Raw genomic sequence first — 19925 nt, 5'->3', positions numbered from 1 at the left:
ACGTCAAATTAATGCAATGGTCGTTGTCTGACGCATGACGTCAATGGTCAAATATCTTCCATGGACCAGGCGACGGACAAGACGGTCTCCCACTTCCTGCCCCTGTCGACGGTGACGGCCGACGAGGCGGACCGGCACTACCTGGCGGTGCACACCCGCTTCGCCCGGCACTTCCTCCGGGAGATGGACCAGGTCGTCAGCTACCACATCGCCCGGGCCGTGGCCGAGTACGACCTCGCCGGCGGCTGGGAGCAGCGCCCGCGTGCGTTCCGCTTCATCGTCATGCGCTTCCTCCCCGGCCGCGGCCTCGAGCTCCCGGACCGGCTCCGCGAACTGGTCGTGGAGGACCACCGCAATTTCCTGCGGGACCTGCGCCCGTTCCGGGTGCGCGAGGAGGTTGTGCTCGACCGCATGTCCGGGCAGACGGCCCTGGAGAAGTACGTCTTCGAGCTCGACCGCCCGGACGGCGCCGACCCGGGCTCGGCCGCCGAGCACCTGCGCGAGCAGATGGCGGTGCTCGAGGGCGAAGCGTCGGCGGCCTTCGGTATCCGGCAGATCCTGGTCGACCACGTGGAGGCGGAGGGGGTGACGGCGCCGGTGGACGAGCCCGGACAGCGTCTGCTGCCCGAGACGCTGTCCGAGACCTCGCGCCAGGCGTTCGTCGAGCTCTACTTCGACCAGCGGGAGTGGGCGGAGGACTGGTTCGCCCGGCCGGGCGTCCGCGCCGTCCTCCAGGACCCCTACTGGAAGCCGGTCCGCGGCTACCGGGTGGAGGAGCGGTGCGGACTCGATCGCCGCTGAGGCCGTCACGCCGAGCGGGGGAGCGGCTCGTACAGCGTCGCCCGGCCGTCCTCGGGGCGGGTGCCGCGCTCCGCGGCGACGCGCAGCCTGCGCTCCTTGACCAGCCACGCGTCGCCCACTCGCACGAAACGGTCGTGGTACTGGCCCCAGACGTGCACCTCGCTCTCGTCCTCGCGGCGCACGTGGTAGGCGTACAACGCGGACCGGGCCGTGGCCGTGTCCCCGCCCGGGCCGGGGTCGACCACGATGTTGCTCACGTGGTGGCTGGTCGCCCGGTAGGCCTCGACCCGGCTGAAGAGGACGCGCAGCTCGTCCAGGCCGCGGAAGATCCGGCCGAAGCCGAAGTCGTACGTGCCGTCGGGGGCGAACAGCGCCAGGACCTCGTCCACGTCGTAGCGGTCCAGCCGGTCGCAGTAGTCCGCGAGCGACCGGGCGATCCTCTGCTCCATCGTTGCCATGTCAGGCCCCTTCCTTCGCGGCGAGTTCGCCGAGGTCGAGCAGCGGCTGGTAGGAGTCGAGCAGGGCGCGCCCGGGGCTGTCGGCAGCCCTCCCGACCTCGTAGCGCATCCCGCTGCCCACGTGGACGAACAGCAGCTCGTCCACGCTTTCCCCGTACTGCCGGATTCTGGCCAGGCACTCCTGGGGGGTGCCCGCGATGACCAGCTGCTCGACCACCTCGTCGGTGACCGCGCGCTGTGCCGCGTCGAGATCTCCGGCGCGGACGAAGCGGTCCACCTCGTCGGCGACGCGCTCGTGGCCCTGCCGGCGCAGCAGGGAGTCGTAGTGCGGGTGCGGCTTGCCCGCGTACAGGTTGACCACGGCCGCCCTGGCCGCGTCGCGGGCCCGCTCGGGGTCGTCGTCCACGGCGATCAGGGAGGCCATCATGACGCCGAAGTCCTCGCGTCCCGAGGTCCGTCGGCATTCGGCGGCGATTGCGGCGACGAACTCGGCCGACTGGACCGTGCCCAGGGCCACCCCGTCGGCGACGGAAGCCGCCACGTGGGTCATCCGGGGCGAGGTCGCGGCCAGATGGACAGGGATCGACGGGCGGACCGGGTCCACCTGGCAGGTCCAGCCGGCCATCCGGTGGATCTCGCCCTCGTAGTCGAGGCGCTCACCCCGTCTGGCCCGGATGACCAGCCGCATCAGCTCGACGTACTCGCGCATCTTGCGCAGCGGCCGCTCGACGGGCACGCCCTGGTAGCTCTCGTTGGTCACCCGGTTGCCGCTGCCGACGCCGAGCACCAGGCGGCCACCGGTCAGCTCGTCCAGGTCGACCGCGCTCATGCCCGCGATCAGGGGGGTGCGGGCGTGCGCGTTCAGGACGTACGGCCCGAGGGCGACGCGCTCGGTCCTGGCGGCCATCGCGGCCAGGGGGACGAAGCCGGAGCGCCACGCCTCGGCCACGTAGACCCCGTGAAACCCGGCGCCCTCCGCCCGCGCGGCCAGTTCGGCCATGTCGGGGACGGTCATGCCCCCGCCGCCGGTCAGCATCATGCCGATCCGCACCCTCCGGCCGGACCCGGCCGGACTGCCGCCACCGCTGTTCCGCATGGGCGCCCCACTCCCTTGGATCTGACGTGTTACGTTAAAAAACTTGCCGCTCAGTATTGCATAACATCTAACGTGAAGGGTCAAATAGAGGCATGGTCAACACGCCGATCCTCGCCGAAGACGAGTACATGCACGAGCCGACCGGCCACCCGCAGTTCAACGAGTCGGCCTACTACAACTTCGTGGACGGTGAGTCAGGTTTCGCCGTCCTGATCCGGATGGGCAACCGCGTGAACGAGGGGCACGCCGAAGTCACCGTCCTGCTCTACCTGCCGGGAGGCAAGGCGGCGATCCGCTTCGACCGCGCGGAGATCAGCAGCAACGACAAGTTCGAGGCGGCGGGCCTGAAGTTCGAGGTCGTCGAGCCGCTGCAGAAGATGAAGGTCACCTTTGACGGTACGTCATACCTGCTGAACCAGGGCACCGACCTGGCCGACCCGAAGAAGGCCTTCACCACCAGCCCGGTCGTCCCGGTCAAGCTGGAACTGCACTACGACAACGTCGTCCCGGTCTACGGCCTCGGCGGCGGCTCGGGCATCCAGGGCGCCGAGGACAGCATTGCGGTCGGCCACTATCAGGGCCCCTGCAGCGTCCGGGGCTGGGTCGACGTCGAGGGCGAGCGCCGCCAGATCAACGGCCTCGGCTTCCGCGACCACTCCTGGGGCCCGCGCAAGTGGCAGGGGCCGCACTACTGGCGCTGGATCTCCTGCATGGTCGACGAGCGGAACGGCTTCGTCGCATGGAGCCAGAAGATCGGCGACACCCGCTCGCCCGGCAACGGCATGGTGCTGCGCGACGGTGTCGTCGAACTGGTCAACAGGGTCACCGTCAAGAGCGAGTACGGCGACGCCCCGTACTACCCGACCGCGATGCGGGTCTCCATGACCACCGAGTCGGGGGAACAGGTGGAAGCGAGCGGCAGCGTCTTCCACAACGTTCCGTTGCGCAACCGCCGCAACGGCGAGGTGGCCCGGCTGGCCGAGGTCATCATGAAGATCGACTACGAGGGTGCCACCGGCTACGGCATCTGCGAGTACCACGACCGCATGACCGGCGGCGTCCCGGCGGGGATGAACGAGGTATGAGCGCCGCAAGCCGTGCGGCCGGCCCGGGCGGCCTCGTCGGCCCGGTCATGAAGGGCCTGCGCTTCGCCCGGCACGGCGGGCCCGAGGTGCTGAGCTGGGACGACGTCCCGGTCCCGGTGCCGGGCCCCGGCGAGCTGCTGGTCGAGGTGCGCGCCTTCGCGGTCAACTGGGCCGACCTGCTGGAGCGCGCGGGCAAGTACCCGGGCGCGCCCGAGCCGCCGTACGTCACCGGCCACGACCTGACCGGAGTGGTGGTCGGCGCCGGTCCGTACACCGAGGGCCCACCGCCCGGCACCCGCGTCTTCGGGGTGATCCCGCGCGGCGGCGCCGCGGCCCGGTACATCGCGGCGCCCGCCGAGCAGCTCTACCCCGTGCCCGCCGCCCTCGACGACGCCCAGGCCGCGGGCGCGGCCGGCCCCTACCTCACCGCGGACGCGGCGATCATGACGATGGGCCGGCTGCAGCAGGGCGAGGACGTCCTGATCCAGGCGGCGGCGGGTGCGTACGGCTCGGCCTGCGTGCAGCTGTGCCGCGCCTACGGGGCGGGACGCATCATCGCCACGGCGGGCTCCGACGAGAAACTGGAGCGCGTCAGGCAGTGGGGCGCCGACGTCGTCGTCAACTACACCGACACCGACTTCGCGGACGTGGTCCGGGACGTCACCGGCGGACGCGGAGTGCCGCTGGTGCTGGAGTCGGTCGGCGGAGACGTCCTCGGCCGCAGCCTGGAGTGCGTCTCGCCCGGCGGACGCCTGGTCAGCGTCGGCGCGAGCAGCGGCCGGGGCAGCAGCCGGTTCCGGCTGCACACGCTGTTCGAGCTGGGCGTCTCGGTGTCCGGCTTCACGCTCGGCAACTGGCTGCGCAGCAACCCGGAGTTGGTCCGCCCCTCTGTGGCCCGGGTCCTGGACCTGTTCGAGAACCACGGCGTCGAACCGGTGGTCGCGCGGGTCTTCCCCGCATCGGAGATCGCCGCGGCACACGAGTTCCTTGCCGGTCGGCGCTCCGTCGGCCGCACGGTCGTCACCGTGCCCCCCACCGTCTGAAGACCTTCCTGAGAGCGAGAAGACACGTGGCCGAGGCCTACATCGTCAGTGCCGTCCGTACCCCCGTGGGGCGCCGGAAGGGCAGCCTTGCCGGCGTCCACCCCGCCGACCTCGCCGGGCACGCCGTCAAGGCGGCCGTCGAGCGCGCCGGTGTGGACGCCGGCGACATCGAGGACGTCATCCTGGGCTGCGTCGACCAGCTCGGCGCCCAGTCCACCAACATCGCCCGCACCGCCTGGCTGTCCGCCGGGCTGCCCGAGCATGTCCCGGGCACCACGATCGACCGCCAGTGCGGCTCTTCCCAGCAGGCCGTCCACTTCGCCGCCCAGGGCGTCATGTCCGGCACCCAGGACCTGGTGGTGGCCGGAGGCGTCGAGGTGATGAGCCTCGTGCCGATCTCCAGCCCGGCGATCGTCGGCGCGCAGCGGGGCCTCGGCGCCCCGTACAACAGCCCCGGCTGGACCGGCCGCTACGGCACCCAGGAGGTCTCGCAGTTCCGCGGCGCCGAGCTGATCGCCGAGAAGTGGGGGATCACCCGCAAGGCGATGGAGGAGTTCGCTCTCCGCAGCCACCAGCGGGCGATCGCGGCGCAGGCCGCCGGTGCCTTTGACACCGAGATCGTCCCCTTCGGCGAGCTGAGGGCCGACGAGGGGCCGCGCCCGGACACCTCGCTGGAGAAGATGGCGGGACTCAAGACGCTGACCGAGGGCGGCCGGATCACCGCCGCCGTCTCCAGCCAGATCTCCGACGGCGCCGCCGCGCTCGTCATCGCCTCCGAGGCCGCGGTCGGGCGCCACGGCCTGACCCCGCTGGCCCGGGTGCACACGATGAGCGTGACCGGCGCCGACCCGATCCTGATGCTGACCGCGCCCATCCCGGCGACGCAGCAGGCGCTCAAGAAGGCCGGCCTGTCGATCGACGACATCGACCAGTACGAGATCAACGAGGCGTTCGCGCCCGTCGTGCTGGCCTGGCTTCAAGAGTTGGGCATCGACCCGGCGAGGACCAACCCGCTCGGCGGAGCGATCGCCCTCGGCCACCCGCTGGGCGCGACTGGCGCCCGGCTGATGACCACGCTGGTGCACAACCTGCGTCGCACGAAGGGGCGTTACGGCCTCCAGACCATGTGCGAGGGCGGCGGCATGGCCAACGCCACCATCATCGAAGCGCTCTGACCCGCCCGGGGCGTGTGCTCGGACAGCCATGCGTTGGGCTGTACAGTTGACGTTGAACGTAAGAAGAGAAATCGGTACTCACCGAGGAGTGAACAGACATGGCTGACATGGAGCGCACCGACAAGGAGACGCTGTACGTCGAGAAGTACCCGGCGGACCGCTACGCGGTCGTCACCCTGCACCGGCCCGACGTGCTCAACGCCGGCAGCCCGACGCTCTTCGGTGAACTGGCCGAGGCCATCACCTCCTTCGAGGACGACGACCGGGTCCGCGCGGTCGTCCTGACCGGCGGCAACAGCAAGGCGTTCTCCGCGGGCGCCGATCTCGGCGGGATGACCTTCGACAGCATGGGCAACTGCCGCAAGTTCATCCGCCTCGCCCACGCCCCCTTCGAGGCGATCGAGCGCCTCGGCAAGGTCGTCATCGGCGCGGTCAACGGCTACGCCTTCGGCTTCGGCACCGAGATCGCGCTCGCCTGCGATCTGGTCATCGCCTCGGACAAGGCCCGCTTCGGCCTGCGCGAGATGAACCACGGCCTGGTGCCCGCGGTGACCATCACCCGCGGCATCGACATGATCGGCCGCCGCCGGGTGGCGTGGATGGCCTACACCTCCGACGACCTCAGCGCCGAGGAGGCCCGCGAGTTCGGCTTCGTCAACAAGGTCGTCCCGCACGAGTCCCTGGTCGAGGAGTACACCGCGCTGGCCACCCGGATGGCCAAGCGAGCCCCGCTGGCTGTCGCCGCCACCAAGTGGACGCTGAACAAGCCCGCGGGCGGCCACTACCGCGAGGGCGAGAACCTCATGCCCGCGATCTTCGCCTCGGACGACGTCACCGAGGGCCGCAAGGCGTTCGAGGAGCGCCGCACCCCGCAGTTCCGGGGCGAGTGACCGGCCCGTCAGCCCACCCCACGCGCAGAGAATCGAGGCACGCATGAGTGTGTTGGACCAGTTCAGGCTCGACGGCAAGGTCGCGATCGTCACCGGCGCATCCTCCGGCCTCGGTGTCGGCTTCGCCGAGGCGCTGGCCGACGCCGGTGCCGACGTGGTGCTCGGCGCCCGTCGCGTCGGCCGCCTGGAAGAGGTCAGGGACAAGATCCGCGCGACTGGCCGGCGCTGCATCGCCGTCCCCACCGATGTCTCCAAGGCCGAGGACTGCGACGCCCTGGTCGCCGCGGCGGTCGAGCAACTCGGCGGCGCGCACGTCCTGGTGAACAATGCGGGCGTAGGCCACGCCGCCCCCGCGCACAAGGAGGACCCGGCGGACTTCAACCGTGTCATCGGCATCAACTTGACCGGGGCCTACTACATGGCCCAGGCGTTCGGCCGCGCCTGCATCAAGGCCAAGCACGGCGGTTCGATCGTCAACGTATCGTCTGCGCTGGGCATCGGCGGCGGGGACATCCCGCAGGTGGCCTACTCCTCCTCCAAGGCCGGGATGAACGGGATGACCCGAGACCTGGCCATGCAGTGGTCGGCCCGGTACGGGATCCGGGTCAACTCGCTCGCGCCGAGCTTCTTCGCCTCCGAGCTGACCGGCCCGCTCCTGGAGACCGAGGTCGGCACGAGCAAGGTGCTGGCCCGCACGCCGCTGGGCCGGGTGGGGGAGACGCACGAGCTCTACGGCGCGCTGCTGCTGCTCGCGTCGGACGCGGGCTCGTACATCACCGGGATCACTCTGCCGGTCGACGGCGGATGGACCCTGCACTGAAATCGCGCAGTCGCACGGGAGAACACCGGGCAGGCCCTCCGCGGAGTGGCCTGCCCGGCTGCTGTCCCGGGGCGGTTCGGCTACCCCAAGCGTTGTTATCTACCGTTCAACGTGAAATGCTGAACGTTACGTGATGTGGATCACGTGGAACTCGAACGGAGCATGGAGGTTCGCAGTGCGCAGAAAGCCGCAGTCCCGCATCGCCCTCGCCGCGGCCGGCCTGCTGGTCGCCGCGGTTGCCGCGTGCGGCGGTGGCGACGACACCGCGCAGACGGCATCGGCCGGGGACGGCAGGAACCAGGAGACGCTGAAGGTCATGATGTTCCCCGCCCAGGCGTACCGGCTCCCGGTGCTGGTCGGGCAGGAGCAGGGCCTCTTCGAGAAGCGCGGCATCAAGCTGGAGATCACCGAGCAGCCGACCAACCTGCAGGGGATGCAGGGCCTGGAGGCCACCAGCTCCGACATCGGCCAGGTCTCGGTGAGCACGCTCGCCCAGGGCTACCAGGCCGGAACCGAGGGCGCGTACTTCTGCGGCGCTCTCGACGTCATCCAGACCACGTTGATGGCGGCGAAGAACTCCAAGCTCCCCTCCACCGGCGAAGGTGCCTCCTGGCAGGAGGTGCTGAGGGCCCTGGAGGGCAAGAAGATCGGCATCCAGACCCCGGTCGGATCGGGCGTGCAACTGCTCTTCGCCGCCGCCCTCAAGGAGGCCGGGGTCACCGACGTGACGTATGTGAACATCGGCACGGCCCCCAGCGCGGTCGTCGCCGCCCTCGGCAACGGGAGCGTCGACGCGGCGCAGATCTCCCCGACGGGAACGCAGTTCATGCTGGACGCGGACTCCGGCAAGCCGCTGGTGTACCTGCCGGACGGCCCCGAGACGTACAAGAGCCTGTACGGCAGCGGCTGGGTGGCGCCGACGGAGTTCCTCAAGGGGCGGCCCGAGGCGGCGAAGGCGTTCTGCGACGTCATGGGGGAGGCCCTGGAGTTCATCCAGGACCCCGCCAACACCGAGGCCAGCGCGTCGATCCTCGCCGAGGACACCGGGGTGACCCCGGAGGTCGCCCAGTTGGTGGTGGAGCAGACCTACGACGACCACTCCACCGAGCTCGACAAGGCCAGGCTGGAGAGGACGTTCGACACCTATGTCGACCTCGGCATTCTCAAGGCCCAGCCGGAGCCGTCCTACGACACCCTTGTGGTCTCCCCGTAAGCCCGGCCAGTCACTCTCTCAACGAACAGGAGACTTCGGCATGCCTTCAACCCCGGACGGCAGGAACGTCATCGTCGTCGGCGCGGGCCTCTCCGGGATCGCGACCGCCATTGGAGCGGCCCTGCGCGGGTGCTCCGTCACCGTCCTCGAAGCGGCCGGCCTCGTGGGCGGGGCCGCGGCCTACTCCGGCGGCCAGGTCTGGGTCGGCGACAACCACGTGGCCCGGCGCGAAGGCATCGAGGACGACAGCCGCGAACTGACCGAACGGTATGTGCGCGACATCGCGCACGCCGCGCCGGAAGCGCTCGACCCGCGCGCGATGGACCACTGGCTGACCGTGGCGCCCGAGGCGATGCGCTACTGGGAGGACATCGGCGCCATCCGCTGGACGGTGATCCCGGGCCTGGCCGACTACCACGCCGAGGCGGACGGCGCCCTCGGAGCCGGGCGCTACCTCACCAACCAGGTCATCGACGGCCGGGCCCTCGGCGACTGGCGGCAGCGCATCCGGGTGAGCCCGTACTTCCCCGTGGGGACCACATACGCGGAGATGTTCGTCGAGGGCCGCAGGGTCAGCGGCGACGACAGCGGCGACCGCCGCGCCCGCGACGAGGAGGCGCAGGGCTTCGGCCTCACCCGCGAGGCGGCGCAGACCGCCGGGCCGGCCGGCGGGGACGAGCCCGACCCCCTGACATTCGGCACCGGAGTGTTTGCGAGCTTCCTGGCCCGGGCGCTCCAGGAGAAGTCGATCGAGATCCTCACCTCCCATCCCGTGACCGGACTGCTCCGAGACGATGAGGGCCGTGTCAGCGGCGTACGGGCGCGGGGCGGGCACGGTCCGGTGGAGCTGCACGGCCATGTGGTGCTCGCCACGAGCAGCTACGACTGGAACCCCGGCCTGGTCCGGGAGTTGCTCGGGCTCGGTCCCGACGACTTCGGCAGCATCGCGCCGGACAGTCTGCGCGGCGACGGCATCACGCTCGCTCGCTCCGTCGGCGGCGCGGTGGCGAAGATCCCGCCCACCAGCGTTCCGATGCTGCCCGGCTGGGAGTCGGCGCTGGGGGCCGGTTTCGCCTACGGGCCGGAGTTCGCCAAGCCCCACGCCATCATCGTGGACCGCACCGGACGCCGCTTCTGCAACGACTCGTACTGGGTCGACATCGTCGCCAAGGCCCTCGACCCGGACGACCCGCACCTGCCGTTCTTCCTCGTCTGGGACGAGCAGCACCACCGCAAGTACGGCCTGGGCGCCGTCCAGCCAGGCGGCGACTACCCGGAGGGCACGGTCACCTCCGCTCCCACCCTTCGCGAGCTGGGGCAGGCCCTGGGAATCGACGGCGTCCAGTTGGAGAAGACCGCCGCCTCGTTCAGCGAGCACGCCGAGCGCGGCGAGGACCCCGACTTCGACCGCGGGTCCCTGGACTACGTCCTGCGCTTCTACGGCGACGCCGCCCACACCCCGAACCCGGTGCTCGGCCCCGTCTGCGAGCCGCCGTTCCACGGGCTGCGGCTGCGCTTCCTCGGCACCGGCATCGGGTCCAGCGGGGTGCGCATCGACGAGACCGGCCATGTGTTGGACGAACAGGGGGACATCATTCCCGGGTTGCACGCAGTGGGATCGGTCGCCGCTCTGACTGCCGCGGGCAGCGGGTACAACAGTGGGTTCGCTCTGAGCCGCGGTCTGACGCTGGCCTACACCGTCGCGCAGGAGTTGGGCGCATGAGTATTGTTATCTTCCGTTGAACGTGAAATTGTAGGTCATCAATCGATCACGGTCCGCGGGCACCGAGTGGAGGTTCGCAGTGCGTAGGAAGTTCCGATCCCGCGTCGCTCTCGCGTCGGCCGGCGTGCTGGCGACTGCCGCGCTTGCCGCATGCGGCGACGACGGGGGCGGCGGCGCTCAGGTGTCGGCCGACGGCCGGGGCGCGGAGACCGTCCGCGTGATGATGTTCCCGGCCCAGTCCTACCGGCTACCGGTGAAGATCGCCGAGCAGGAGGGCTACTTCGAGGATCGCGGCATCGAGCTGGAGGTCACCGAGCAGCCGGCCAATCTGCAGGGCATGCAGGGGCTTGAGGCGACCAAGTCGGACGTCGGGCAAGTGACGGTCGGCACGCTAGCCCAGGGCTGGCAGGCCGGCTCCAAGGGCGCCTTCTTCTGCGGCGGCATCGACGTCCTGCAGACCACCCTGATGGCGCCCAAGGGTTCCGACCTGCCCTCGGTGAAGGAGGGCGCCTCCTGGCAGGAGGTGCTGAAGGCCCTGGAGGGCAAGAAGATCGGCATCCAGACGCCCGTCGGATCGGGTCTCCAGCTGATCTTCGCCGCGGCGCTCGAAGAGGCGGGCGTCAAGGACGTCACGTACGTGAACCTCGGCGGCGGCAGCAGCGCCGCGATCGCGGCACTCGGCAACGGCAGCGTCGATGTGGCCCAGGTCAACCCGACTGGCACGCAGTTCATCGAGGATGCCGGGTCCGGCAAGGAACTGCTCTACATGCCGGACGGCCCGTCGGCCTACAAGGACTACTACGGCAGCGCCTGGGTGGCCCCGACCACGTTCCTGGAGGAGCGGCCCGAGGCAGCCCGGGCCTTCTGCGACGCCATCGGCGAGGCGCTGGCCTTCATCAAGGACCCGGCCAACGCCGAGGCCAGCCAGAACATGCTGGTCAAGGACGCCGGTGTGACACCGCCGGTCGCCAAGCTCACTATCGAGCAGGCATACGGCGACTACACCACCAAGCTGGACAAGGGCAGGCTCGAGAAGACCCTCGACGCCTACGTCGAGCTCGGCATCCTCAAGGCCCAGCCCGACCCGACCTACGAGTCCCTGGTGGTGGAACCCAAGGGCTGACGGGCAGGCGGGTGCGGCGCCGGGCCGCGCCGAAGGGCCCACCGGTATGACGATTGCAGCCAAGACTGAACGGAGGTCGACCATGACGGTCGAACCCACCGCCGCACCCGGAACTTCACCGCTGATCTCCTTCAAGGACGTCAGCCAGGTGTTCCGGCTGCAGGGGCAGCGGGCCGCGAACGGCTCGGCCACAGGCAGCCGCGAGCTCATGGCACTCCAGGGCATTGACATCGAGATCCAGGCCGGCCAGTTCGTCGCGCTCGTGGGCGCGAGTGGCTGCGGCAAGACGACGTTGCTCAACATGCTCGCAGGCCTGGTGGCCCCCACGCGAGGTGAGGTCAGCCTGGCGGGCAGGACGCCGGAGCTGCCGAACATGGACATCGGCTACATGTTCGCCCGGGATGCGCTGTTGCCGTGGCGCAGTGCTCGTAAAAACGTCGAGCTGCCGCTGGAGACCCGCGGCTGGGACCGCAAGAAGCGCGAGGACCGGGCCCGGGAGATGCTCGACCTGGTCGGGCTCAAGGGCCGCGAGTCCCAGTACCGGCTGCAGCTCTCGCAGGGCATGCGGCAGCGGGTCGCGCTGGCCCGGACGCTGGCCGCGGACCCCTCGATCCTGCTCATGGACGAGCCGTTCGCCGCGCTGGATGCCCGAACCAAGCTCACCCTGCAGGCGGAGTTCCTGCGGATCTGGGAGCAGCACCAGGGCAGCGACAAGCGCAAGACGGTCATCTTCGTCACGCATGACCTCCAGGAGGCCGTGCTGCTGGCCGACCGGGTGATCGTCATGCTGCCGAACCCGGGCCGAATCGCCGAGGACCGCGTCATCGACCTGCCCCGCCCGCGCGCTGAGCATTTGAGTGAGATTCAGTTCACGGATGAGTTCAAGCGCACTACCCATGACCTGTTCGAGCGGCTCGAGGGCGCCATAGGCGACCGGGCCGGCCAGGTCGCGAGCTGAAGGGCCTGACCGTGACCATGACCATGACCACCGAGAGGCCGGCCGCGACGGTCGCGGGCCCGGCCGAGAAGAAGACTTCCAAGCGTCCCGGGCTGGTGCAGTCGAAGGCGTTCATCTACGCCGCGCGGATGCTGCTGTGCGTCGGCTTCCTGGCCCTGTGGGAGACCGCGTCCCGCCAGGGCTGGGTCGACGAGACGCTCTTCGGGCGGCCCAGCGGCGTCTGGCAGGCGGTGGTGGACTACCTGCCGTCGGAGAAGGCCCTGACGTCGCTGAAGGACACCGGTGCGGCGGTTGCTGTCTCGTTTGTGATCGGTTCGGTGTCGGGTACGGTCGCCGGCCTCGTCCTGGGGCTGAGCCCCACGCTGAACGCGATCGTCGGCCCGTTCCTGGCGCCGGTCAACAGCATTCCCCGTATCGCTCTCGCGCCGTTGTTCATCGCCTGGTTCGGGCTGACCCTCACCGCGAAGGTGGTCCTGGCGGTCAGCATCGTGTTCTTCATCCTGGCCGAGAACGCACGCTCCGCGGTGCGGTCGGTGGACGCGGACCTGATGACCATGGCGCGCGTGGTCGGTCTCAAGCGGTCCACACTGCTGCTCAAGGTGGTGCTGCCGTCGGCAGTGCCGACGATGATGGCAGGGCTCCGGCTGACCTTCACGTACGCCCTGCTGGGTGTCGTGGCGTCCGAGATGGTCGCGGCCACCGGCGGCCTGGGGCAGGACATCGTGCTGTACTCGTCCTCATACCAGATCAACACGGTCTTCGCGATCCTGGTTGAGCTGATGGCCGTCGCGATCGTCATGAACTGGCTGTTCACACTGCTGGAGCGGTGGCTGCTGAGGTGGCAGCAGACCTGACGGCGGGGGTGCGGCGGACATGGCCAAGAAATTCCGATTCCGGCTCGCCGGGCGCACCGCGCCGCTGAGTGTGGAGGGCTGGCGGAAGCGGGCGCGCGGCCGGGTTCCCGAGATGGTGTGGGCGTACATCGAGAACGGTGCCGACGACGAGCGGACGCTGCGCGAGAACCGGGCGGCCTACGAGGAGTGGTACCTGCACCAGCGGGTGCTCACCACGACCTCGGACGTCGACCTCAGGGTGAAGGTCGCGGGCACCTCGCTCGACCTGCCCGTCGTCCTCGCGCCCACCGGCCTCGCGGGCGCCGCCCACTGGCACGGCGACCTCGGCGCGGCAAAGGCGGCCGAAGACGCCGGGACGCGGCTGGTGCTCAGCAGCGCGTCAGCGTATTCGATCGAAGAGGTCGCGCAGGGGACCGCCGAACATCACTGGTTCCAGCTGTATCCGTGGCGGGACCGCGGCCTGATGGCGTCGCTGATGGACCGGGCCCAAGACAGCGGCTTCGCCGCGCTGTTCGTGACCGTCGACGTACCCGTCTACGGCAACCGGCTCCGGGAGCGGCGCACGGGAATGGCGCTCCCGCCGACGCTCACCCCGGCCCGGGTCCTGAACGCCGCGACCCGGCCGCGCTGGACCTACGGCTACCTGCGACACCGGCGTACAACGCTGCGCAACCTCGAACCGGACTCCGGGAGCCGGGGCGGCTTCGAATCCGTCGAGATCCAGTCGGCCAACCTCACCGCGGACATCGGCTGGGCCGACCTGGAGTGGATCCGGTCGCGCTGGACAGGGCCGCTGCTGGTCAAGGGGGTCATGCACCCCGACGACGCCCAGCGAGTCGTGGACCTGGGCGCGGACGGCGTCGTTGTGTCCAACCACGGCGGGCGCCAGCTGAATGCGGTGCAGCCCACCCTGCGGGCCCTGCCCGCGATCGCCGAGCGGATCGGGGACCGGGCTGAGGTGCTGGTCGACGGCGGGATCAGGACCGGCTCGGACGTCATCATCGCCCTCGCGCTCGGTGCGGACGCCTGCCTGGTCGGCCGTCCTCTCGTCTACGGGCTGGCCGGCGGGGGCGCCGAGGGGGTCGCCGACGTGCTGCGGATCTTCAGGGAGGAGATGGTCCGCGGCATGACGATGATGGGGAGGGCCCGGGTGGGCGAGCTGAGCCGGGCGGACATCGCGCCCCGGCGCTGACGGCCCCCGGGGCCGCTGTTCCGTCGGCGTGGAACGAGGAGAACCAGGATTCCGAACGTGGAGGGACACAGCATGCACAGGTTGGACGGGCGGACAGCGCTCATCACGGGAGGCGCCCAGGGGCAGGGGGAGGCCGAGGTCCGGCGGTTCGTCGAGGCCGGCGCCCATGTCCTGATCGCCGACGTGCTGGAGGACAAGGGACGGGAGTTGGCCCGTGAACTGGGGGAGCGGGCGCGCTTCGTCCGGCTTGACGTGGGCGTCGAGAAGGACTGGGCGTCCGCGATCGGGACCCTGGACTCCGGATGGCCACCGCTGCGGATCCTGGTCAACAACGCCGGCGTGCACTGGCAGCGGGGGATCGAGTCCGAGTCGGCTGACGACTTCGCCAGGATGCTGCAGGTGAACCTGGTCGGCGCCCTCCTCGGGATACGGGCGGTCACCGAGCCGATGCGGGCGGCGGGCGGCGGCTCGATCGTGAACATCTGCTCGGTGCTGGCTCTCGTCGGCGGGCGGGGTGCGAGCGCCTACAGCGCATCGAAGTGGGGGCTGCGGGGGCTTTCCAAGAGCGCGGCGCTGGAGTTGGGGCGGTACGGGATCCGGGTGAACGCGATCCATCCCGGCTATATCGATTCGCCGATGCTGCACGCGGTGGCCGGGCCGGGCAGGAGCGACGACTTCTACGACTTCCTGCCTCTGCAGCGGATCGGCACGCCCGTTGAGGTCGCCGATCTCGCGGTTTACCTGGCCAGCGACGGCAGCACCTACCTGACCGGTGGGGACTTCACGGTCGACGGCGGGATGACCGCGGGGTTCGGTCCGCGCACGCAGTCCTGACCGGGGCCTGTGCCCTGGTGCTCCGCGCCGCGGTCCCCGGCGCCACCGCGCGGGTGTCTCGGGCGCCTCGTGGGCGATTTCTGATTATCGACGATAAACGTCAATGATGCCAGCCAGTTATAGGGGTGTCACGGAGCCCGGTGGCCTGGCCTGCCGGGAAGCGGTGGGGCTGCCTGGGTTCTTGTACGACGTCTGGTCCATGGTCCGAACCGACCGTCAGGGAGAGCCGTATATGCGTATCGGAGTGGATATCGGAGGGACGTTCACCGACCTCGTCCTCGAGGACGACACGGGGTCCAGGCGAACCTGGAAGGCCTCGAGCACGCCGCCGGACTTCGGCGCGGGCGTACTCGCCGCGCTGGAGCTGGCCGCCGCCGACCTGGAGATGAGCCGCGGGGAACTGCTCGAGGCGACCGGCCACTTCGTCCACGGCACCACCGTCACCACCAACGTGGTGCTGACCCGCACCGGCGAGCGGGTCGGGCTGGTGACCACCCGCGGCTTCGCCGACACCTACCCCCTGGCCCGGCAGTACCGCGGCCAGGAGCAGGATCCGTCCAAGGTCACCCACCCGGTGCCGCTGGTCGCTGCCAGCGATACCGTCGAGGTCACCGAGCGGGTCGACTACGCGGGCCGGGTAGTGGCCCCGCTCAACGAGGACGACCTCAAGCAGGGGGTCCAGCACCTCCTGGACCAGGGCGTCCGCTCGTTCGCCGTCTGCTTCCTGTGGTCCTTCCGCAACGCGGAGCACGAGCGGCGGGCCAAGGAGCTCATCCTGGCGATGGCCCCGGACGCGTATGTGTCCATCTCGGCGGAGTCCTGCCCCATCCTCGGCGAGTACGAGCGCACCAGCACCACCGCGATCAACGCCTACGCGGGCCCGGCCCTCAAGCGCTACGCCGAGCGGCTCGACCAGGATCTGCGCGACGGCGGGCTCGGCCACCCCATCCTGCTGATGAAGTCCGACGGCGGTGCCGCCAGCATTGCCGGCGCGGTCACCGCCGCCGCTCAGACGGTGTACTCCGGGCCGGCGGCAGGAGTTGTCGCTGCCCACCACCTGGGCGAGCGGCTCGGAGAGCAGAACCTCATCACCTTCGACATGGGCGGCACCAGCACCGACGTCGCCCTCATCCACCAGGGCCGGATCCAGACCACCTCCCTGCAGCGGCTCGACCGGCAGGCTCTGGCCATCCCGATGATCGATGTCACGTCCGTCGGGGCGGGGGGCGGCTCGCTCGGCTGGGTGGGCGTGGATGGTGCGCTGCGGACCGGGCCGCGCAGCGCGGGCGCCGTCCCGGGCCCGGCGTGCTACGGGGCAGGCGGCACGGAGGCGTCGGTGACCGACGCCAATGTGGTGCTGGGCCTGATCGACCCCGGCTACTTCCTCGGCGGCCGCGTCGCCCTGGACCGCGCCTCGGCCGAGCGGGCGGTCGCCGAGCTCGGCGAGGGGGCCGGGCTGTCCCAGGTCGCCACCGCGCACGGCATGTTCCGGGTCGTCAACTCCGTGATGGCCGACGCCATCCGGCTGCGCACCGTCTTCGCCGGCCTGGACCCGCGCAACTTCGCGCTGGTGTCCTTCGGCGGAGCGGGCGGCCTGCACTGCGCCGCCGTCGCCGCCGACCTGGGCATCCGCAAGGTCATCGTACCGACGATGGCGTCCGTCTTCTCTGCGGCCGGGCTGATCAGCAGCGACCTGGTCTACAGCTACACCAAGACGGCCACGGTCCCGGTGGCCGCCGGGGGCGTGCTGGTCGACGAGGCGCTCAAGAGCGTCAACGGCATCCTGGCCGAGCTGGACGGCCGGGCCCGCGCGGACCTGGCCCAGCACGATGTCCCGGAGGCGGACCGGATCGTGCAGTACGGGCTGGAGATGTCCTATCTCGGGCAGATCCTCAACTTCCAGATCGACGCCCCGGCCCGCCCGCTCGGCCACGACGACATCGCCGCCTTGGTCGCTGAGTTCGACGAGCGGTACCGCGCCGTCTACGGTCCCGGCGCCGCTTCCCCGGAAAGCGGCTACACGCTGAAGAACTACAGCGTCACCGGCATCGGCCGGATCCGCCGCCCTGCCGCCGCGGCGCCGGGCAACGGCACCAGCGGCGGCTTCGCCCGCAAGGGTTCCCGGCTTGCGGCCGCGGACCTCGGCAGCGCGGAGCTGTCAGAGATCGCCGTCTACGACGGCACCGCCTCCACCCCGGGAGCCCGGGCCGAGGAGCCGGCGCTGATCGAGTATCCGGACACCAACGTCCTGGTCCCGACCGGATTCACCGCCGCCGTCGACGCCTACGGCAACGTCGTTCTCGAGCAGGCCGGACCGAAGCAGTCGCAGGACAAGCGGGAGGACTGACCCATGACGATCTCCACCGCCCGTACCACCACCGAAAGCAGTGGCAGCCGGGGCACCGGCGTCTCCGGGGACTGGGACCCGGTCCTGTCGCAGATCATCTACAACTACGAGCTCACCCTGAACCGCGAGATGGGCCGCGCGGTGGTCAACCTCTCCGGCTCGCCGCTGTTCGTCGGCGCGTCCGACTTCGCCTGCGGCTGCCTGGACGCCGAGGGCAACATCCTTACCAGCATCGCCTGGTCCCTGCAGATGGGCTACGCGGTCTCCAACACCGTCCGTGCGTCGCTGCGCCGCTACGGCGACGACATCCACCCCGGCGACATGATCTTCTGCAACGACCCCTACGGCGGCGGCGGGCTGCACTCCTCCGACGTGGTCGTGGTGGCCCCGGTCTTCACCGACGGCGAGCTGTCGGCCTGGGTCGGGGTGTCCGCGCACGTCACGGACGTCGGCGGCGCCGTGCCCGGCGGGTTCTCCGTGGAGCCGATGGAGTGCTTCGGGGAGAACATCCGCTTCACCCCGGTGAAGTTCTACGAACGCGGCGAATACCGCGGTGACCTCGTCGATGCGTTCCTCACCAACGTCCGGCTGCCCGAGCGGACCGGGATCGACCTCAAGGCGCTGATGGGCGCCACGTGGATCGGCCGGGAGCGGATGGAGGCCCTGTTCGCCCAGCACGGTGCCGCCCGGGTCCGCGCGGTGCACGCCGGGCAGATCCAGCAGTCGGACAACGCGATGCGTGAGCGCCTCGCCGCCCTCCCCGACGGCGTGTACGAGGGCGCGGCGCACATGGAGCACGACGGCGTCGAGGACCGGGTCTACACGATCCGGATGCAGGTGGTGAAGGAGGGCGAGCGGATCACGTTCGACTACACCGGCACCGATTCGCAGGCCCCCGGCATCCTCAACAGCGCTGAGGTCGGCTCCACCGGCAACGTGGTCGCCGCGCTTGCGACCGTACTGGCCCCCGACATCCCGTTCAACGAGGGCCTGATGCACCCGGTGACGATCGAGTCCCCACGCGGGACCCTGGTCAACGCGATCAAGCCCGCCCCGATCTCCGGAGCGACGATCTACGGCGCCTGGTTCGGCACCGACGCCATCCTGGAGGCGCTCAACTACATGATCGCCGGGCACGAAGAGCACCAGCAGCGGCGGACCGGGCCGTGGGGCAGCTGGACGTTCGCCTGGCTGCACTGCACCAACCAGTACGGCGAACCGTGGTTCTTCAACGTTTTCACCGCCGGTTCCGGAGGGGCCTCGGCGATGCCGTTCCGCGACGGGGAGCCGGCGATGATGGGCGTGCAGACTGTCGGCTCGTTCACCGCGAACATCGAGGACTACGAGTTGCAGAGCCCGGTCCTGTTCCTGCAGCGGGCCTTCGCCCCGGACACCGGGGGCGCCGGACGCCACCGTGGCGGGCTCGCCCTGGAATCGCTGTGCGTGCCGTGGGACACCCCGAAGTGGGACACCGTGGTCTTCCACAACCGACTCAGCACCCCCTCCTCGGCCGTCTCCGGCGGCCAGTCCGGTGCCGGGTCCTCGTTGCGGTTCGCCCGCGGCATCCTCGGTGACGTCCGCGACCGGTGGCGCCGTGGCGAGCCGCTGCCCGTGCGCGCGTACGCGGAGCGGGCCGAGCACACCCCGACCCGTGCCAAGGGCCTGGTCATCCACGCGGATGACGGTTACTACATGCGGGCCACCGGAGGACCGGGCTACGGCGATCCGCTGGACCGGCCGGTGGAGGAGGTCGCGGAGGACCTGCGCCGCGGGTTCGTCTCCCCCGCAACCGCCCGCGACGCCTACGGCGCGGTGCTCGCCCCCGGCGGCGCCCCGGACACTGCGGCCACCGTCCGCCGCCGCATGGAGTTGAAGCGGCAGCGCGCCGCCCTCCCGGTCACCGCCGAGGCACTGCCCGCACTGCGGGCGCAGAACCCGCCCGCCCCGGGCGGCTCGGCGGACCGCGAAACGCCCCAAGTGCTGGGCGAATACCTGGAGGTGGCGGAGAACGGCGTCCAGTGCCGCACCTGCGGGCACGTGTTCTGCGACGCGCGGGACAACTGGAAGTGGCACGCCGCCTTCCGGCAGGCCGAGATCGGCCCGGGCGCCATCCACAGCCCCATCCGCGAGCGGGCCGACCTGTACTACCGGCAGTACTTCTGCCCCGGCTGCGGAGTCCAGGCCGAGACCGAGGTCGCCCTGCCGGACGAGCCCCCGCGCTGGAACTTCCGCCCGCTGTCGGTCTGGCGCGCCCAGCGGGAGGCAGAGGCGGCCGCGTCCCTCACCTGAGTCACCGGCCCTCCCCTCCGGCCC

17 protein-coding genes are annotated in these 19925 nt (G+C 70.5%); 15 read left to right on the top strand and 2 right to left on the bottom strand.

Going from position 1 to position 19925, the window contains the following annotated elements; translation table 11 throughout:
- The first annotated feature begins 60 nt into the window (after window positions 1–60).
- Window positions 61–801 carry a hypothetical protein gene (locus ACFV7R_RS35335; RefSeq protein WP_385271029.1) on the top strand — a complete coding sequence of 247 codons (741 nt, stop codon included), beginning with the start codon at window positions 61–63 and terminating at the stop codon, window positions 799–801.
- Window positions 802–806: 5 nt separating this feature from the next.
- Here the strand turns inward: ACFV7R_RS35335 and ACFV7R_RS35330 are convergent, their stop codons facing one another.
- Together ACFV7R_RS35330 and ACFV7R_RS35325 are read right to left on the bottom strand one after the other, a co-directional pair.
- The gene (locus tag ACFV7R_RS35330) at window positions 807–1259 is read right to left on the bottom strand and encodes a nuclear transport factor 2 family protein (RefSeq protein ID WP_385271026.1); all 453 of its coding nucleotides are present in this window, start codon (window positions 1257–1259) and stop codon (window positions 807–809) included.
- A gap of 1 nt (window position 1260) precedes the next feature.
- Window positions 1261–2355: an LLM class flavin-dependent oxidoreductase gene (locus ACFV7R_RS35325; protein ID WP_385271023.1), complete on the bottom strand. Its 1095-nt coding sequence runs from the start codon at window positions 2353–2355 to the stop codon at window positions 1261–1263.
- A 92-nt stretch (window positions 2356–2447) separates the two neighbouring features.
- Here ACFV7R_RS35325 and ACFV7R_RS35320 point away from each other — a divergent pair, with 92 nt between their 5' ends.
- From ACFV7R_RS35320 to ACFV7R_RS35255, 14 genes are all read left to right on the top strand, one after another.
- Entirely contained in the window at window positions 2448–3440 is a 993-nt protein-coding gene (locus tag ACFV7R_RS35320) for a hypothetical protein (protein ID WP_385271020.1), read from the top strand.
- Window positions 3437–4483 (top strand): zinc-binding alcohol dehydrogenase family protein, encoded by a 1047-nt coding sequence (locus ACFV7R_RS35315; protein WP_385271017.1) that lies wholly within the window; start codon window positions 3437–3439, stop codon window positions 4481–4483. The genes ACFV7R_RS35320 and ACFV7R_RS35315 overlap by 4 nt, the downstream gene beginning before the upstream one ends.
- Window positions 4484–4509: 26 nt before the next feature.
- Entirely contained in the window at window positions 4510–5658 is a 1149-nt protein-coding gene (locus ACFV7R_RS35310; RefSeq protein WP_385271014.1) for an acetyl-CoA C-acetyltransferase, read from the top strand.
- Window positions 5659–5756: 98 nt separating this feature from the next.
- Window positions 5757–6548 (top strand): enoyl-CoA hydratase/isomerase family protein, encoded by a 792-nt coding sequence (locus tag ACFV7R_RS35305; protein ID WP_385271011.1) that lies wholly within the window; start codon window positions 5757–5759, stop codon window positions 6546–6548.
- A 43-nt stretch (window positions 6549–6591) separates the two neighbouring features.
- Window positions 6592–7368: an SDR family NAD(P)-dependent oxidoreductase gene (locus tag ACFV7R_RS35300; RefSeq protein ID WP_385271008.1), complete on the top strand. Its 777-nt coding sequence runs from the start codon at window positions 6592–6594 to the stop codon at window positions 7366–7368.
- A gap of 175 nt (window positions 7369–7543) precedes the next feature.
- Window positions 7544–8581: an ABC transporter substrate-binding protein gene (locus ACFV7R_RS35295; protein WP_385271005.1), complete on the top strand. Its 1038-nt coding sequence runs from the start codon at window positions 7544–7546 to the stop codon at window positions 8579–8581.
- A gap of 40 nt (window positions 8582–8621) precedes the next feature.
- Entirely contained in the window at window positions 8622–10304 is a 1683-nt protein-coding gene (locus tag ACFV7R_RS35290; RefSeq protein ID WP_385271002.1) for an FAD-dependent oxidoreductase, read from the top strand.
- Between the two features lie 79 nt (window positions 10305–10383).
- Complete coding sequence (locus ACFV7R_RS35285; RefSeq protein WP_385270999.1) at window positions 10384–11427, top strand: ABC transporter substrate-binding protein; 1044 nt, start codon at window positions 10384–10386, stop codon at window positions 11425–11427.
- Window positions 11428–11509: 82 nt separating this feature from the next.
- On the top strand, window positions 11510–12385 hold the full coding sequence (locus tag ACFV7R_RS35280; protein WP_385270996.1) for an ABC transporter ATP-binding protein: 876 nt from the start codon (window positions 11510–11512) through the stop codon (window positions 12383–12385).
- Between the two features lie 23 nt (window positions 12386–12408).
- Complete coding sequence (locus tag ACFV7R_RS35275; RefSeq protein ID WP_385270993.1) at window positions 12409–13239, top strand: ABC transporter permease; 831 nt, start codon at window positions 12409–12411, stop codon at window positions 13237–13239.
- 19 nt (window positions 13240–13258) lie between these two features.
- Window positions 13259–14431: an alpha-hydroxy acid oxidase gene (locus tag ACFV7R_RS35270; RefSeq protein ID WP_385270990.1), complete on the top strand. Its 1173-nt coding sequence runs from the start codon at window positions 13259–13261 to the stop codon at window positions 14429–14431.
- A gap of 72 nt (window positions 14432–14503) precedes the next feature.
- Window positions 14504–15265: an SDR family NAD(P)-dependent oxidoreductase gene (locus ACFV7R_RS35265; protein WP_385270987.1), complete on the top strand. Its 762-nt coding sequence runs from the start codon at window positions 14504–14506 to the stop codon at window positions 15263–15265.
- A 232-nt stretch (window positions 15266–15497) separates the two neighbouring features.
- Window positions 15498–17612 (top strand): hydantoinase/oxoprolinase family protein, encoded by a 2115-nt coding sequence (locus ACFV7R_RS35260; RefSeq protein ID WP_385270985.1) that lies wholly within the window; start codon window positions 15498–15500, stop codon window positions 17610–17612.
- A gap of 3 nt (window positions 17613–17615) precedes the next feature.
- On the top strand, window positions 17616–19901 hold the full coding sequence (locus ACFV7R_RS35255) for a hydantoinase B/oxoprolinase family protein (protein WP_385270982.1): 2286 nt from the start codon (window positions 17616–17618) through the stop codon (window positions 19899–19901).
- Window positions 19902–19925: the final 24 nt, after the last annotated feature.

This window comes from Streptomyces sp. NPDC059866 (genome assembly GCF_042731325.1).
GTDB classification, from domain to species: Bacteria; Actinomycetota; Actinomycetes; order Streptomycetales; family Streptomycetaceae; genus Streptomyces; species Streptomyces flavusporus.
Note: the sequence above shows the minus strand (reverse complement) of the source record. Positions and strands in the feature narration are given on the sequence as shown.

Bases quoted from the DNA above. Each gene is read 5' to 3' on its own strand.
- ACFV7R_RS35265 (WP_385270987.1), top strand. From the start codon at position 14,504: ATGCACAGGTTGGACGGGCGGACAGCGCTCATCACGGGAGGCGCCCAG.
- ACFV7R_RS35335 (WP_385271029.1), top strand. From the start codon at position 61: ATGGACCAGGCGACGGACAAGACGGTCTCCCACTTCCTGCCCCTGTCG.
- ACFV7R_RS35300 (WP_385271008.1), top strand. From the start codon at position 6,592: ATGAGTGTGTTGGACCAGTTCAGGCTCGACGGCAAGGTCGCGATCGTC.
- ACFV7R_RS35320 (WP_385271020.1), top strand. From the start codon at position 2,448: ATGGTCAACACGCCGATCCTCGCCGAAGACGAGTACATGCACGAGCCG.
- ACFV7R_RS35325 (WP_385271023.1), bottom strand. From the start codon at position 2,355: ATGCGGAACAGCGGTGGCGGCAGTCCGGCCGGGTCCGGCCGGAGGGTG.
- ACFV7R_RS35290 (WP_385271002.1), top strand. From the start codon at position 8,622: ATGCCTTCAACCCCGGACGGCAGGAACGTCATCGTCGTCGGCGCGGGC.
- ACFV7R_RS35330 (WP_385271026.1), bottom strand. From the start codon at position 1,259: ATGGCAACGATGGAGCAGAGGATCGCCCGGTCGCTCGCGGACTACTGC.
- ACFV7R_RS35305 (WP_385271011.1), top strand. From the start codon at position 5,757: ATGGCTGACATGGAGCGCACCGACAAGGAGACGCTGTACGTCGAGAAG.
- ACFV7R_RS35270 (WP_385270990.1), top strand. From the start codon at position 13,259: ATGGCCAAGAAATTCCGATTCCGGCTCGCCGGGCGCACCGCGCCGCTG.
- ACFV7R_RS35275 (WP_385270993.1), top strand. From the start codon at position 12,409: ATGACCACCGAGAGGCCGGCCGCGACGGTCGCGGGCCCGGCCGAGAAG.
- ACFV7R_RS35315 (WP_385271017.1), top strand. From the start codon at position 3,437: ATGAGCGCCGCAAGCCGTGCGGCCGGCCCGGGCGGCCTCGTCGGCCCG.
- ACFV7R_RS35260 (WP_385270985.1), top strand. From the start codon at position 15,498: ATGCGTATCGGAGTGGATATCGGAGGGACGTTCACCGACCTCGTCCTC.
- ACFV7R_RS35280 (WP_385270996.1), top strand. From the start codon at position 11,510: ATGACGGTCGAACCCACCGCCGCACCCGGAACTTCACCGCTGATCTCC.
- ACFV7R_RS35255 (WP_385270982.1), top strand. From the start codon at position 17,616: ATGACGATCTCCACCGCCCGTACCACCACCGAAAGCAGTGGCAGCCGG.